The organism is Nostoc sp., from assembly GCF_036917635.1.
Classification (GTDB): Bacteria; Cyanobacteriota; Cyanobacteriia; order Cyanobacteriales; family Nostocaceae; genus Nostoc.
Genome location: NZ_JBALCW010000038.1, coordinates 46,070 through 61,163, shown reverse-complemented (window position 1 = coordinate 61,163; position 15,094 = coordinate 46,070). Strand labels below are relative to the sequence as shown.

The 15,094-nt window shown below is 43.3% G+C and carries 11 protein-coding genes; 5 read left to right on the top strand and 6 right to left on the bottom strand.

The window, feature by feature from the left end; all coding sequences use genetic code 11:
- Positions 1-164 precede the first annotated feature (164 nt).
- The 3 genes from V7K32_RS10575 to V7K32_RS10565 all read right to left on the bottom strand — a co-directional run bounded on the left by V7K32_RS10575 (position 165) and on the right by V7K32_RS10565 (position 5,903).
- On the bottom strand, positions 165-2,447 hold the full coding sequence (locus V7K32_RS10575; RefSeq protein ID WP_334992852.1) for a molybdopterin oxidoreductase family protein: 2,283 nt from the start codon (positions 2,445-2,447) through the stop codon (positions 165-167).
- A gap of 235 nt (positions 2,448-2,682) precedes the next feature.
- Complete coding sequence (locus V7K32_RS10570; protein WP_334992850.1) at positions 2,683-4,179, bottom strand: NarK family nitrate/nitrite MFS transporter; 1,497 nt, start codon at positions 4,177-4,179, stop codon at positions 2,683-2,685.
- 119 nt (positions 4,180-4,298) lie between these two features.
- On the bottom strand, positions 4,299-5,903 hold the full coding sequence (locus V7K32_RS10565; RefSeq protein WP_334992848.1) for a ferredoxin--nitrite reductase: 1,605 nt from the start codon (positions 5,901-5,903) through the stop codon (positions 4,299-4,301).
- A gap of 595 nt (positions 5,904-6,498) precedes the next feature.
- On the opposite strand from V7K32_RS10565, the gene V7K32_RS10560 reads away from it, so the two are divergent.
- The 5 genes from V7K32_RS10560 to V7K32_RS10540 all read left to right on the top strand — a co-directional run bounded on the left by V7K32_RS10560 (position 6,499) and on the right by V7K32_RS10540 (position 11,084).
- Positions 6,499-6,912, top strand: a complete 414-nt coding sequence (locus V7K32_RS10560; RefSeq protein ID WP_334992846.1) for a QcrA and Rieske domain-containing protein — start codon at positions 6,499-6,501, stop codon at positions 6,910-6,912.
- 288 nt (positions 6,913-7,200) lie between these two features.
- The gene (locus V7K32_RS10555) at positions 7,201-8,517 is read left to right on the top strand and encodes a HEAT repeat domain-containing protein (RefSeq protein ID WP_442938720.1); all 1,317 of its coding nucleotides are present in this window, start codon (positions 7,201-7,203) and stop codon (positions 8,515-8,517) included.
- A gap of 88 nt (positions 8,518-8,605) precedes the next feature.
- A complete protein-coding gene (locus V7K32_RS10550) occupies positions 8,606-8,815 on the top strand; it encodes a type II toxin-antitoxin system HicB family antitoxin (RefSeq protein ID WP_334992844.1) in 210 nt (69 codons plus the stop codon).
- A 181-nt stretch (positions 8,816-8,996) separates the two neighbouring features.
- Positions 8,997-9,944, top strand: coding sequence for a LysR family transcriptional regulator (locus V7K32_RS10545; protein ID WP_334992842.1), 948 nt, complete (start codon positions 8,997-8,999; stop codon positions 9,942-9,944).
- Between the two features lie 81 nt (positions 9,945-10,025).
- Positions 10,026-11,084: an anthranilate phosphoribosyltransferase family protein gene (locus tag V7K32_RS10540; protein ID WP_334992840.1), complete on the top strand. Its 1,059-nt coding sequence runs from the start codon at positions 10,026-10,028 to the stop codon at positions 11,082-11,084.
- 54 nt (positions 11,085-11,138) lie between these two features.
- Here V7K32_RS10540 and V7K32_RS10535 read toward each other — a convergent pair whose 3' ends face one another.
- The 3 genes from V7K32_RS10535 to V7K32_RS10525 all read right to left on the bottom strand — a co-directional run bounded on the left by V7K32_RS10535 (position 11,139) and on the right by V7K32_RS10525 (position 14,993).
- Positions 11,139-12,734: an MHYT domain-containing protein gene (locus tag V7K32_RS10535; RefSeq protein WP_334992838.1), complete on the bottom strand. Its 1,596-nt coding sequence runs from the start codon at positions 12,732-12,734 to the stop codon at positions 11,139-11,141.
- A gap of 191 nt (positions 12,735-12,925) precedes the next feature.
- Positions 12,926-14,344 carry an LCP family protein gene (locus V7K32_RS10530; RefSeq protein WP_334992836.1) on the bottom strand — a complete coding sequence of 473 codons (1,419 nt, stop codon included), beginning with the start codon at positions 14,342-14,344 and terminating at the stop codon, positions 12,926-12,928.
- A 286-nt stretch (positions 14,345-14,630) separates the two neighbouring features.
- Positions 14,631-14,993, bottom strand: a complete 363-nt coding sequence (locus V7K32_RS10525) for a hypothetical protein (protein ID WP_334992991.1) — start codon at positions 14,991-14,993, stop codon at positions 14,631-14,633.
- Positions 14,994-15,094: the final 101 nt, after the last annotated feature.

The window sequence follows — 15,094 nt, the reverse complement described above, 5'->3', positions numbered from 1 at the left end:
TTTACCTATTGGTGATTATTAATTACCTATGAGGAAGTTTTAAACCCAATTTTTTGATGAAGAGTTTTTGGTACATACCTCGCTCGTGGTGGGGGAAAAAACTAATCATATTGGACTAATTCAAACCAAGTGCATTGTGGGCGTGGTTTCTCTTGGACTAATAACTAATGACTTTGCGAAGCGGTTTGATAATCTTTATCTTTGGCTGTAACTTGCACAGAGATTGGTATCAGTTGGACAGCACAGGCTTTTAATTCTGGTTGGAGCGAATCGGGGCAAGATTCTGGATGGGTGAGGGCGTTGGCTTCGGCATTATCTGCCCACAGTGAACCCCAATGCATGGGGACAAAAACTGTACCAGGCGCGATCGCTTTTGTGACTTTAGCAGGAAACTGAGCTTTACCGCGACGCGATCGCACTTCCACACACTGATTATCTAAAATACCTAATTTAGCAGCATCACGGGGATGAATTTCGATAAACGGTTCGGGATGCATTTTACAAATTTTTTCAATTCGCCCGGTACGCGTCTGGGTATGCCAGTGTCCGTAAAGTCGTCCATTAGTTAGCACAAAAGGATAATCTGGGTCTGGTGGTTCTGCCAATCCCTTTGAATAATATGCCCCAAATCGAGCGCGTCCATCAGGGGTGTGGAAGCGCAAATTAGTATATAACCGTTTCCCAGAGTGAGCAAATACTTCTCCCCCTGCTTCCCCTGCTTCCCCTGCTTCCCCTGCTTCCCCTGCTTCCCCTGCTTCCCCTGCTTCCCCTGCTCCTCTACTCCCCCTGCTCTCTTCAGGATGAGGCCATTGAGTTGGGCCTTCTGATTGTAATTGCGCGTGAGTGATACCCGTCATATCGCAGGGGCGAGTTTTAGTTAGTTTGACAAACTCAGCATAAACTTGGGCGGAGTTAGCAAAGGCAAACTCTTTCTCAAAACCTAATCTCCGTCCAACTTCGGCGAAAATTTCCCAATCGGCTTTCGCTTCTCTTGGCGGTTGGCGAAATGCTTGACATAAAGTTATCACCCGTTCGGAGTTTGTCATCACACCAGTTTTTTCACCCCATTGGGCTGCGGGTAGCAGAACATGAGCATAAGCAGAGGTTTCTGTGGGATAATATGCGTCTTGGTAAATAGTGAAAGGCGATCGCAATAATGCCTTCTTCGTCCGCTCCAAATCTGGCATACTCACAGCTGGGTTGGTAGCCGCAATCCACAGTAACTCTACAGCGCCATCTTCCAAACCAGTAATCATATCCCAAGCAGTCAAACCGGGATTTGGCGAAATCTGTCCTGGCTGAAGTCCCCAAAATTCCTCAACTTCTGCTCGGTGCTGAGGATTCTTTACCGTCCGATAACCCGGTAATAAATGGGACAAACCTCCGGCTTCTCGTCCTCCCATTGCGTTTGGTTGACCAGTCAGGGAAAAAGGGCCAGCCCCAGGTTTGCCAATCTGTCCAGTCATCAGGTGCAGGTTAATGATAGTTCTTACCTTAGCCGTCCCTTCTGAGGATTGATTTACACCCATTGACCACAAAGATAGTACCCGCTCTGATTTACCCCAATAACGAGCTGCTGTTTCTAAATCTTCAATGCTGATTCCACATTGACGAGCTACTATTTCTGGTCGATAGTGGCGAATCACTTCAGCATAAGCCGGAAAGTTACTGGTGCAGTCGTCCATGAACATCGGATCAATATAGTTCCAGCGCATCAACAAGTAAGCGATGCCGTTTAACAAGTCGATATCTGTACCGGGACGAATTGCTAAATGCAAATCAGCTGCTTCTGCGGTTGGTGTGCGCCGGGGATCGACCACAATCATTTTGACTTTGCGGTTCTTTTTGTGATACTTTTCCAGCCGATTGAAAACGATGGGGTGACATTCGGCTGTATTAGTACCAATTAAAAATGCACAGTCAGTTAACTCCAAGTCATCATAACAGCAGGGCGGGCCATCTGAGCCAAAGCTTTGAATGTAGCCAGCCACTGCACTAGACATACATAAGCGAGAGTTGGCATCAAAATTATTACTACCCAGACAGCCTTTCATCAGTTTTTGGGCGATGTAATAATCCTCAGTTTGAAACTGGCCAGAACCATACATACATAAGGCTTCTGGCCCTTGGGCAAAGCGTATTGTTTGAATGCGCTGCGTGATGATATTAAAAGCTTCATCCCAACTAACGCGGCGAAACTCTTGATCCAAGGAGTCTCGCACCATTGGGTAATGTAATCTATTTTTATCTAAAGATTCTGCGATGGTTGCGCCTTTGACACAAACCATTCCTTGACTAGATGGATGGGCTTTATCACCGCGCACTCGCCAAGTTGGATTTCCTTGGCTATCTCGATTAGTTGCTTTGCCAAGTTGGGCTGGGGGTGAAATTTCTAGTCCACAGCCAACACCACAGTAGGGACAAAGGGTTTTAGTAAATTCACTCATGACGGTTGTACCATTTTGTTATTTGGATTGTGCAACCTCAGATGTAGCGACGGGTTGAGAAATTTGTGTGTAATGCAATTGCTAGAAAGCTTAATTTATCGAACCGCAGAGACGCAGAGAGCGCAGAGAGAGGAAAAAGAGATTTTCATGAATTAAGACTGGTATAGAAGGATGAAGTGTAAAGTTACTTTATTTAGATTTTATGGTTAATTTTACTACTCCATCGTTCAGCTGATTATTCTTCAGTTAAGAAGATAGTATTTGGGGTTTCTGGTAATTCACCTTCAGATGCCGCGGCAAAGGAATCTTTTGGTTCTTTGAGGAAGAAGGCACACATGAAAGCGCAGACTAAAGCAGCTATACCCATTGTGCTAAATAGTGTTGGAGCGTCGGTTAAGCTAAAAATTGTTAGGTAAACTACGCCGCCAAAATTTCCGTAAGCTCCCACGTTACCGGCAATTTGTCCAGTGGCTTCCTTTTTAATTAGGGGTACGATGCTGTAGGTTGCACCGCAGCCAGCTTGGGCAAAGTAGGCGGCCAACATTGTAACTGCGATCGCTAGCGGAATTGGCCAGCTACTATTAATAAAATGTGCAATCAAATAACTAACTCCAATGCCGGCACTGATAATTGTCATTGTCCATTTGCGGGAGCTAAATTTATCAGAAATTAAGCCACCACTGGGACGAGAAACCAAATTTAAGAATGGATAGCTAGCAGCAATCATCCCAGCTATAACATGCTCTAAAGCAAAAGTTTTTTCAAAGAATGCCGGGAGCATGGAAACAACTGCTAATTCGCTGCCAAAGCTAGTTATGTAAGTGAATTCGAGTAAAGCTACTTGACCAAATTGAAAGCGTTCAGATGGAGTGTAGGTTTTTTTACCAATTAGAAGTTCTCGGTTTACCTGCCAAGCTTTATAACTTTGGTAAGCAAATAATCCTGCTAATACCAACCAAGTCAGATACATTTGGCTCAAAGTCAAAAAGTGAATCTTCTTTTGTTCTAAGCGCCAAGCTAATAAACCTAGAGCGAAAATCAAACCAAAATTTGAGACAATCATCGCCCAGAAGCTTTTAATACTGGTGACTTCTAGAGAACCATTTTTCTTAGGTTTCTTGTAAACTTTGCCTGGGGGCGTATCTTGGACGTTGTTGTAATAAATTACGCCGTAAATAGCTGTAATGATCCCTGTAAGTGCGATCGCAAATCGCCAGTTAGAAGCACCACCAGCAAAAAAGCTAGTAGAAACTGCAATCATCGGTAAGGCAAATTCTGCACCAAATGCCCCAAAGTTGCCCCAACCGCCATAAATGCCTTGAGCAACGCCCATCTCTTTGGGCTGGAACCACTCAGCCACCATGCGGATACCGACAACAAACCCAGAGCCGACAATTCCCATCAGTAAACGACTGATGACTAATTGATTAAAATCTTGCGCTAGCGCTGTTGCTAAACAAGGAACTACTGCAAACATCAGCAGCATTGAGTAGGTGATTCTGGGACCAAAACGATCCAGAAGCATCCCAATAATTAACCGGGCGGGAATTGTCAGAGCAAGGTTACAGATGCCTAAAGTTTTAATTTGCTCAGGCGCTAAATGTAGTTCTCTGCCAATGGTTGTAGCAAAGGGAGCAAAGTTAAACCAACAAACAAAGGTGAGAAAGAAGGCAAACCAAGTCTGATGTAAGATGCGGTAGCGATCGCTAAATGAAAATAAGTTTTTAAGCATTCCAATCTTTCTAATTGAATAAAATACGCAGAAGAGGTAGAGCAAGATGAGGCTTTGAACTCGAAAGTTGAGCCTTTAAGGTTGAAGTATGAGTTTTGCCCAATGCCCTGTTTGGCCAATCAGTTCGTAACTAGTAGGGCTTCTTGCTTGGGTTTTGCCCCAAAATGTTTAATCAGTAAATCTTGTAATACTGGCTGCAAGTCTTCGCATGGTATGCCTTTGGTGACGCAAGTTCCTAAATGAGCGTCTTTGCCAACTTTCCCACCCATATATATGTCAACGCCTTCCAAGGTTTTGCCATTTTTGCGAGTTTTAGTTCCCATCAAGCCGATGTCTGCAACTTGAGGCTGTCCGCAAGAGTTGGGACAACCTGTCCAGTGAATTCGGACTGGATTGGTGAAGGTTAAATCTTCTTCTAAGGCTTTAATCATTGCCAGGGCGCGGTTTTTGGTTTCGATGAGGGCAAAGTTGCAAAATTGTGCGCCTGTGCAAGATACTAGCGATCGCGTCAGCAAACCTGGATCAATAGAAAACCTTTCTAGCAAAGGCTCTGTTAAAAATGTTGCTAAACGCGAGTCAGAAATGTTGGGGATAACGATGTTTTGCTCAACTGTAAAGCGGATTTCGCCACTGCCGTAAACTTCTGCCATCCGGGCGATTTCAAACATATCTTCGGCATACAACCGCCCGACGGGAATATTTAAGCCTACGTAATTTAATCCTGGTTGCTTTTGTTTATATACCCCGATATGGTCGCGTTTTTCCCAGTCGATTTCGTCTTTTGCTGCTGCGGGTAATAATGATTTACCCAAACGGCTTTCTACTTCTGCTCGAAACTTTTCTACACCCCATTCATCAATTAGCCACATCAGCCGGGATTTTTGCCGATTAGCACGCGGCCCATGATCACGAAAGACTTCTAAAACCGCTCTACATACAGCTACCACATCTTCAGGAAGTACCCAAGCATTCAGAGGAATCGCCGCTTCACAACGTTTAGCTGAGAAAAAGCCACCGACTAAAACGTTAAAGCCGAAAATTTTAGAGGGGAAATTTTGCTCCCCTGCTCCCCTGCTCCCCTGCTCCCCTGCTTCTTTAAATGCTGGAACAAAAGCTAAATCGTTAATTTCAGCATGAACTGAATTGTCTCTTCCACCTGCGATCGCAATATTAAACTTGCGTGGTAAGTTGCTAAACTCTGGGTTCCCTTCGCCTTTGTTGGTGAGCATATCTTGAATTTGCTGTACCAACTCTCGTGTGTCATACAACTCATCCGCATCTAACCCCGCCACAGCATCGCCTGTGATGTTGCGGACGTTATCCATCCCTGACTGGATAGTGGTTAAACCAACTTCGTGAAATCTATTAAATATATCTGGTAAATCTTCAATTCTAATCCCCCGTAATTGGATATTCTGTCTCGTAGTAATATCAGCGCAACCATCATCTCCGTAACGCTGCACCACTTGGGCTAAAACACGCATCTGACTGCTGCTGAGAATACCGTTAGGCATCCGCAACCGCATCATAAACTTACCTGGGGTGACTGGGCGGAAAAACACACCCACCCATTTAAGCCGATGATCGCGATCGATTTCGTCCATCGCTTCCCACCCCAAGGCAGCAAATTTCTCTATCTCATCCCTGATGGCGAGTCCATCTTTTTGTGCCTTGAATTTCTCGAACTTGTTGAGGCTAGTAGTGGTAGTTGCTGTGTCTGTCATCAGGCTGACTCTCGTTTAAATTACTGAATATGTTGATAATTGCCTAATATCAATCAACCCGTAGTTCCATCAGGTGTTGTATCTACGAGGATTAGGAAATAAAAACTTAATATTTCAAGACTTACGCAAAAACTCTCTCAAACTCTTATTCCTCTGTGTTCTCTGCGTCCTCTGCGGTTCGTTTTTTGGTCATTTTGCGTAAGTCCTATATTTGCTTACAGTCGATTATTCTTACTTGAGAGCATTCAAAGCGAAACCCCAAATCCGTGATTAGTTAAGGAAAACTTGTCGCCATTTACATCTTGGAAATTTGTCAAGCAGGTTTAGATAATGTTCATGTAACAATTTGGATACTTATAACTTAAAGCCAGATTTTTGTTAAAATCGTATAAATAGCTACGGTTTTTTGGTAAAATTGCTTAAAACGGATAAATAATATGCATTTTTTGCATAAAAGCCAGCCAATGTCTTACGCAAACTCCTCAACGATCAGTATTTGAAATGCTCGAAGGGATTTTAGATTGCCATAAATCAATTCTGAATCCAAAATTGAGCGGCAGATGTTAGCTAAAACTTAGATATTATTTCAGCAGCTATGAAACGTCGTGATTTTATTAATTGGGTAGGTTTGAGTGGGATAGCGAGTTCTCTACCTGTAGCGATCGCAGCTTGTTCTTCTCAAACAACTCCAGTATCTAAGAATTGGGAAACAATAGGTACATCGGCAGAATTAGATAAAACTGGTCAATTGCTGGCGAAAAACTCACCTGCTGGGCCTGTGTTGGTAGTCGGCACATCTAAAGGCGCAAATCTGACAGCTGTTAACCCTACCTGTACTCACGCAGGTTGCACCGTAGGATGGAAAGCACAGACAAAAAAATTCGTCTGTCCTTGTCATAATTCAGAATTTGGCATTGACGGTAAAGTGCAAAAAGGCCCAGCGACAGAAGCGCTTAAAACTTATGCCGTCAAAATTGAGGGTAATTCAGTTGTAGTCAAGTCAAGTTAAAATAATTCGTAATTCCTAATTCGTAATATGCACTTTAGTGCTTAAATCAAAGCTAAAACCCTCACTACGATCTGATAAAATTGATGTAATAATGTACTAAAAATTAGAGTAATACCAATTCCCTAAAATCCTGATATATATCTATCGTAAGGGCATGGCAAAGACAAGCCCCAAAAGAGTGTATTTGTATTATTATTAAAGTGAAATGGTATAAGGGCAAAAAAACAGCGATTTATTTCCAATTTTGTGCTTTCGTTGTATTCATACTAATTCAGAATTCAGGCTATCGTGAGTAATATCAACCAGCTTTTGGTACAAGCTCAAAGAGCATACGATGCAACTGATTGGTCATCACTAATTCAATATTTACAACAATTAATCTTAGAAACAGATTCGGAACATCCAGAGATAATTAAAAATCGAGAATATCTGCTGAAATTAACACTTTCAATGTTAGAGATGGGGGATTTTCAGCAACGCTGGGAAATCACCAAGGTGTTTACTCGCTTGGGAAATATTGCCATTCTACCACTGATTGAGATATTAGAAGACGAAGATGCAGAGGAAGAATTACGCTGGTATGCAGCGCGGACTTTAGGCGAATTTCAGCACCCAGAAGCGATCGCACCCTTAGTTGAATTGTTGAAAACCGATGAGGATGAAGAACTCAAAGCGATCGCAGTTACAGCACTGGGGCAAATGGGTACTGTTGCGATTACTTCACTAACTGAACTTTTAGCAGATGAAGATACACGGCTAAAAGCCGTGCGATCGCTTGACTATATTCGGCAACCAGAAACCATCACACCGCTATTGAGTGTAGTGCAAGATCCACAAGCAGCAATCCGCACGGCTGCAATTGAAGCCCTCAGCAGCTTTCATGACGAACGTGTACCAGCAGCCTTGTTAAACGCTTTAAATGATATCGCCGCCACCGTTAGGCGTGCAGCAGTGCTTGGTTTAGGTTTTCGCCCCGACTTACGCGAAGCCTTAGATTTGGTGACGAGACTGCAACCCAAGCTTTACGACTTTAATCTTGATGTTTGTTGTGCAGCCGCAGTTTCCCTTTCTCGGATGGGTTGCGATGAGGCAGCCCAACAATTATTTAAGCTGCTAATATCACCCCATACACCACTACCACTGCAATTAGAAAGCATCCGCGCTTTAAGTTGGCTGGGGACAGCATCCAGTTTGGAATATTTGCAAACAGTATTTAATCAAAGCACTTCAGAGACACTTTGGCAAGAAATTGTTACAGTTTTGGGGCGAGTGCAAAAACCGCAAACTACACTAGCCGTAGAAATATTATTGCAAATACTGCAATGCCTTCCGCGAGCTTCGCTAACGCAACATCCAGCCATAGAAATTACCAGCATCAATTGTGCGATCGCTTTATCTTTAGGGCAGTTAGGCAAAATGCAAGCTATTGAACCATTGATTTCGTTGCTAGCTGACAAAAATGCATCGGTGAGACTACACGCGATCGCGTCCCTAAAAAATTTGGATAGGGAAGCCGCACATCAACAATTGCAGCAATTAGCAAATAACGCCACACTCACACCAGATTTGCAACAAGGAATAGCGATCGCTTTGGCTGAGTGGTAAATTTTCTTAAACTGGAGGTCTGATTCCTCTACGATGAACAGGTGATTGTCCGGCTATGATCTAAAGCATATTGCCACTGACCAACTTTATGAAAACCTTTACTGCCATAATTGAGCGAGATTTTGATACTAATCTCTACGTTGGCTATGTACCTGGATTTCCCGGAGCGCATTCTCAAGGAGAAACCTTAGATGAGTTACAGGAAAATCTACGCGAAGTAATTGAGATGCTTCTAGAAGATGAAGACGCGACATTTAAGACGGAATTTATAGGTACACAGCAGATCGTGGTTCAGTAAGACATGAGCAATATTTTTTTCTTAGGACATCGATACAAAGCGATAATTGATGACAAAGGTAATAAAAACTGATTTAGACAAATGTAAATCAGAGAAAAATAATGTAACAAAATATACTAAACTACAGATAAAAAACCGTTAATTTAATGAAACCGATAAATGTAATTCAGGCTACATAAAAATGCGCCTAGAGCAGTTGCAAGCCTTTCTAGCGATCGCACAAACCGGCAGCTTTCAACAAGCAGCGCGAACATCTGGTGTTACCCAATCGACGATTAGTCGCCAAATCCAGGCGTTAGAAGCAGATTTGGGTGTAGAACTGTTTCACCGAACTAGTCAGGCAAAATTGACAGTCGCAGGTGAATCTTTACTACCCCGTGTCCGCAAAATTTGCCAAGAATGGCAGATAGCTACACAAGAATTAACTGATTTAATCGCCGGTAAGCAGCCAGAACTTTGCATTGCCGCGATTCACTCCGTGTGTGGATCTTACTTACCACCAGTGTTGCAAAAATTTTGTCATGATTATCCAGATGTGCAATTGCGGGTGACTTCATTGGGAAGCGATCGCGCCCTGAAAGTCCTCAAAGATGGATTAGTGGATTTAGCAATTGTGATGAATAATCGCTTTTTAACCACTGCTAGAGAAATGGTGGTAGAAGTACTTTATGATGAACCGATAGAAATTTTAACCGCAGCCAATCATCCCCTAGCCCAATATCAATTCGTCCCTTGGTCGGAGCTAATTCGTTATCCCCAAGTGGTTTTTAAAGATGGTTATGGGATGCAACGCTTAATACAAGATAAATTTGAGCGAATGCAAGCCACACTCCAAGCGGCTTTAGAGGTAAATACCCTAGATGCCTTCCGGGGAGTAGTCCGTCAAGGAGAACTGATAGCTTTGCTACCTCAATCAGCATTATTAGAAGCACGTCTTGACCCTACCCTAGCGATTCGTTCCTTAGCTAGCAATAGTACTAGTGGTTTAGCAGATGGTTCGAGTTTGACTCGTCGGGTAGTAATGGTAACAACTCAAGACCGGCTCCAAATTCCCCCCATTAAACACTTTTGGCAACTCGTGCGCGAAAAGATCCCATTACAAATTGACCAGCAGCGATCCGCTTCTTAAACGTCATTAGTTATTAGTCACTTGTACTGAGGGTAGTCGAAGTATTGGTCATTAGTCATTTTCAGAAAGGACTTTGGACAAATGAGCAATGTATTTAGGGAATTCGTGCAAAAAGTAGGTAGCGGAAACCACACAAGCGAGAATTTAACTCGCGCCCAAGCAGCCACCGCTACTAAAATGATGCTGCTGGGTGAAGCTACACCAGCCCAAATCGGAGCGTTTTTGATTGCTCATCGAATCAAGCGCCCCACAGGGGAAGAGTTAGCGGGAATGTTGGATGCTTATGATGAACTGGGGCCAAAACTGCAACCAATCGTCTCAGGGCGACCAGCGATCGCTTTTGGCATCCCTTATGATGGCAGAACGCGCACAGCACCAATTAGTCCGGTGACAGCTTTACTACTCGCCGCAGTTGGACAGCCAGTGGTAATGCACGGAGGCGATCGCCTGACAACTAAGTATGGATTACCTTTAATAGATATTTGGCAGGGTTTAGGAGTCGATTGGACTGTCCTACCACTAGCAAAAACTCAGCAAGTGTTTGAGCAAACGGGAATCGGCTTTATTTATTTACCTCAGCATTTTCCCTTAGCTACAAGTATTTGGGAGTACCGCGACCAACTTGGCAAGCGTCCGCCATTGGCAACAATGGAGCTAATCTGGTGTCCTTATGCTGGTGATGCTCACGTAATTGCTGGGTTTGTGCATCCGCCGACAGAAGGGATGTTTCAGATAGCTTTGGGGCTGCGGGGAGTAACAAAATTTACATTCGTAAAAGGATTAGAAGGTAGTTGTGATTTACCGCGCGATCGCACTGCAATCATCAGCTTCTCTCCATCCATAGCATCCCAAGAGGTCGAACGATTGCACCTCGTACCGCGTGATTACGGTTTTACTACCAAGAATGTACCCCTTGGAACTACTGAAGAACTGGTGGCGGATATGCAGAAGGTTTTGGCAGGTGAACCAGGCGAACTAATGCAAACAGCCTTGTGGAATGGCGGATTTTACCTATGGCGGAGTGGTATTTGTCCAGATATGCCAGAGGGTTTAGCTAAGGCAGAAGAATTATTAACCAATGGTGCAGTAGCAGCTAAACTCCAAGAACTCAGCCAGGTACTAAATTCACTTGAAATTTAACTCTAATCAGTTTAGTTAAATTTTCGTTACACACTTATAAATTTTCCCGCCGACTTACTTCCTTTTGATTGGAATTGCTATCTTAAACTCCGTTCCGATACCTTCTTGAGAATTCACTTCTAATGTACCATTGTGTTTTTTTACCACAATTTCATGGGCTATTGACAAGCCAAGCCCAGTGCCTTTGCCAACGGTTTTTGTGGTAAACAAAGGCTCAAATAGCCGTCGTTTGAGCCGATCAGGAATACCAATTCCATTGTCAGCAATCCGAATTATAACCCAATGTTTAGAATTTATTTCTGTTGCAATTTTAATTTGAGGAATTTGATTGCTGATTTTGCCTTCTGTTATGGCTTCATCAAGGGCATCAATTGCGTTTGCCAAAATGTTCATAAATACTTGATTCAAATGACCTAGATAACAGTTTACTTCTGGCAATACTCCATAATTCTTAATAACTTCAATAGAGGGACTATCCCCATTACCCTTGAGGCGGTGTTGCAAAATCAACAACGTACTGTCAATTCCATCGTGAATATCTACCGCCTTGTCTTCGGCTTCATTCAATCGTGAGAAATTGCGAAGCGATCGCACAATCTCAACAATGCGATCGGTTCCGAGCTTCATGGAGTCCAGTACTTTGGGTAAATCTTTTTGCATAAACTCCAAGTCGATTTCGTTCACCCTCGCTTCAATTTGAGATCCTGAGTCAGGATGGTAATTTTGGTAAAGCTGCACAAGTTCCAGCAAATTTTGGCTATTTTCTTGCACATAGTGCAAATTGCCATAAATAAAGTTGACTGGATTATTGATCTCATGAGCAACTCCGGCGACAAGTTGACCTAGACTTGACATTTTCTCAGTTTGAATGAGTTGCAGTTGGGATTGCTGAAGCTGCTTCAAAGCCAAGGAAAGCTCTTTTGTCCGATCAATAACTTTTGTTTCAGAAGAAGTCACCAGTGCCAAACCTAAAATAGAAAATGTCACAGCACTAATCAGGGACGAGAGCCAAGTCGTGTTGGGTGCAGTTAACCCCCCAGAAAATGATTCAATTTGACTAAAACAAACCGCAGCCATGCCTGTATAGTGCATTATCGGTACGGCTATCCCCATTAATACTGCTGCACCAATTTTCTGCCACCAAATGACTGCTGCTTGATTATGCAAATAGTTCGTTAACCACAGAGCAACTAGTGATACCATCACTCCAATCGCAGCAGAAAGTATTACCAATCGGAAATCGTAGTGAGCGATCGCTGGTAGTTGCATTGCAGCCATGCCTGTATAGTGCATCGTAGTGATGCCCATCCCCATTCCCAGGCTTGCACCTAGCAGGCTAGGAATCTGAAGCATTTTGCGGCTAGCAATCCATAGGGCAAACCCTGACGACAAAATTGCAGGTAACACAGAAACTAAAACAATCAAAAAGTCATAACTGATTGCTACGGTTAGATGAAACGCCAACATACCAACAAAATGCATCGACCAGATACCAATTCCAAAGGAACTTGCACCACCAATCAACCAACCAATCCAAGACCACCCTTTAGCCGTTGCGATTCGTTCTGTTAGATCCACAGCTGTATAAGCGGAGAGAATAGCGATTATAACCGAAAGGGCTACTAGATTTATATCGTAGGAAACAGGCATAATTGATCAATCTACATTTGCTGGTAGGTTCAGGTGATCTCTATTCTTTGTTCGTCATTGTCAAATCTTTGACTACAGGTACAGGTTTAGATCGAGACAGGCTCTTACGTATCCTTATTTTCAGAATATAAGCTTCGTTGGCGTAGCGTCTCGTAGAGAGCGTCATTACGAATTACGAATTATTTGGTCAGCTACTTCTCCAAAATAGATTTTTGTTGTAACCAATCCTGACCTACTTGGATACTGATATCTGAGCCAAGGTTTCCAGTACTTTCCACACGCACTTCGCCAAAACCCAAAGTGTTACGAATTGATTCGGCACTGTCACCATCTCCTTGCTGGGCGACAATATGAGTCACCTCTAGAGGTTCACCCCATGCCTTGGCTACATAGATGTTGCGATATCCAGATTTTTCTAAGGCTCTAATCAATGGTCGGAGGTTAGAGCGATCGCCACCTGTACTATCTTGAATTGCTACACGCAAAGCGTGCGGGTCAGTCGCACTCGCCTGGTGTTGCTGTTCTGAGTCCAAACCAAAGTGTTGAGCCATCAGTTTGGCAATACCATCTTTGTTGGGCAACCAATAGCTAGCATCAAACTCATTCTTCTCGCTAAAGCGACCTGGCAGCATTAACATTTGCATATTAGAGCGATTTGTTCGCACCCCAAAACCCATTAGCGCCACTAACTCTTCAACCGTCAAGTTGGTATCAATGTGGTCTTTAACTACATCCAGAACTTTAGGTAATTGAGTTACAGTACCTGGGTTGAGTGTTTGATCCATTAAGGCACGAATGACCATTTGCTGCCGTTGAATCCGACCAATATCTCCGAGTTCGTCATGGCGAAAACGCAGCAATTGTAGTGCCTGATCGCCATTGAGATGCTGCTTACCTGCCTTCAAATTGATGTATAAATGCTGAGAATCATCTTGATACTTCATATTTTTGGGGACATAAACACTCACGCCACCCAAAGCATCGATTAGCTTGGCAACTCCCAAAACGTTAATTCGGATATAGCGATCAATTCCCGCGCCACCTAAGAGATTACTGACGGTTCTGGCAGTTAAAGCTGGCCCACCGTCAACATTGGCGGCATTAATTTTTTTCACCCCATACCCCTCTATTTCTGTGCGGGTATCTCTGGGAATGGAGAGCATAATTATTTTTTTCGTCTCTGGATCAAATTTGAGCAAGAGCATCACATCCGAGAGACCTTCAAAGGAGTTTAGCTGGGGCTGGTATTTGAGGTTTTTCGTTTCTGGGGGAGGGTTTTGGATATCCGGGGGAAGTACGCTCATCCCCAAAACTAAAAGATTCACTGGGCGGGTTAATTCGGAAAATCGTAGCACACCTCCAGAAATGCGATCGCCATCAAACGCCGCCTCATCCTGTGGACTTAGCTGGGCTTGTTGCAAAGGCGTACTGGTTAAAGACACCGCCAAAAGCGCCCCTGCTGTTGCTGACACCATTGCAATCCCACTCATCCCTACCCAAAACCATAGCCAACGCCCGGATTTCGAGTTATGGGAGAGGGGAATTTTTTTACTGGACTTTGAGGCTTTTCCCGACTGGTTTTCTTCCGCCGAACTTCTTTGAATGGTCACAGACTTCCTCACACTTACTCAATAATCAAATTCGATAAATTTGCAAACTAAAAATATCCAAACAAATCAACCCATAATAACTAACTCTTAATTATCAGTGCTAATTTTTTTAATGTAGTGTCAACCACAACACTTATAGCAGCATTTTTTCTTCTTTTGGGCCAATCTGGAGATGTTTTACTGAAGTATGGCAATAATAAACTGGATTTGACTAGATATATAGATAAATCAACAGTAATTTTTTAGCAAATAGGTAAAAATACTGAAAAATTCTCACCTGAAAAAATTAAGATAAGTACTTTCCTACTACTCGTTCGGCTAAGGTAGTAAACCCTGGCAAACGCCCAGATTTGCCCTGTATTAGACGCAAAATCAACCAGACACTTACTAAAAAGTAACCCGACGTGAGAAAACTATTCAAGATAAAAAGACGTAGCCAAAAAAAATCTGAAGTTGCTGCCCCAGTAGATAATAATAGATATCCCAACAGCCAAGTAAGCGCCAAAGTAACAGACAGACGACTAATTGCAAGTTGTTCCCGACTCCCTTGACCCCGATAGAGAGTCCACAAAGACGGAAAAAAGCCGATGATTGGAATTAAATGTAAAAGCAACTGTGTTTTGGGTATTGGGCATGGGGCATTGGGCATCCCTTCGGCAACTCTTAGAGACGCTACGCGAACGCTCAGGGCAAGTGGGGATTGGGCAATAAATAGTTCTTCTCCCCCTGCTCCCCCTGCTCCCCCTGCTC

What these genes read in the sequence shown, in the direction of transcription:
- V7K32_RS10575 (WP_334992852.1), bottom strand. Translation starts at nt 2,447, where the DNA reads ATGAGTGAATTTACTAAAACCCTTTGTCCCTACTGTGGTGTTGGCTGT.
- V7K32_RS10570 (WP_334992850.1), bottom strand. Translation starts at nt 4,179, where the DNA reads ATGCTTAAAAACTTATTTTCATTTAGCGATCGCTACCGCATCTTACAT.
- V7K32_RS10565 (WP_334992848.1), bottom strand. Translation starts at nt 5,903, where the DNA reads ATGACAGACACAGCAACTACCACTACTAGCCTCAACAAGTTCGAGAAA.
- V7K32_RS10560 (WP_334992846.1), top strand. Translation starts at nt 6,499, where the DNA reads ATGAAACGTCGTGATTTTATTAATTGGGTAGGTTTGAGTGGGATAGCG.
- V7K32_RS10550 (WP_334992844.1), top strand. Translation starts at nt 8,606, where the DNA reads ATGAAAACCTTTACTGCCATAATTGAGCGAGATTTTGATACTAATCTC.
- V7K32_RS10545 (WP_334992842.1), top strand. Translation starts at nt 8,997, where the DNA reads ATGCGCCTAGAGCAGTTGCAAGCCTTTCTAGCGATCGCACAAACCGGC.
- V7K32_RS10540 (WP_334992840.1), top strand. Translation starts at nt 10,026, where the DNA reads ATGAGCAATGTATTTAGGGAATTCGTGCAAAAAGTAGGTAGCGGAAAC.
- V7K32_RS10535 (WP_334992838.1), bottom strand. Translation starts at nt 12,734, where the DNA reads ATGCCTGTTTCCTACGATATAAATCTAGTAGCCCTTTCGGTTATAATC.
- V7K32_RS10525 (WP_334992991.1), bottom strand. Translation starts at nt 14,993, where the DNA reads ATGCCCAATGCCCCATGCCCAATACCCAAAACACAGTTGCTTTTACAT.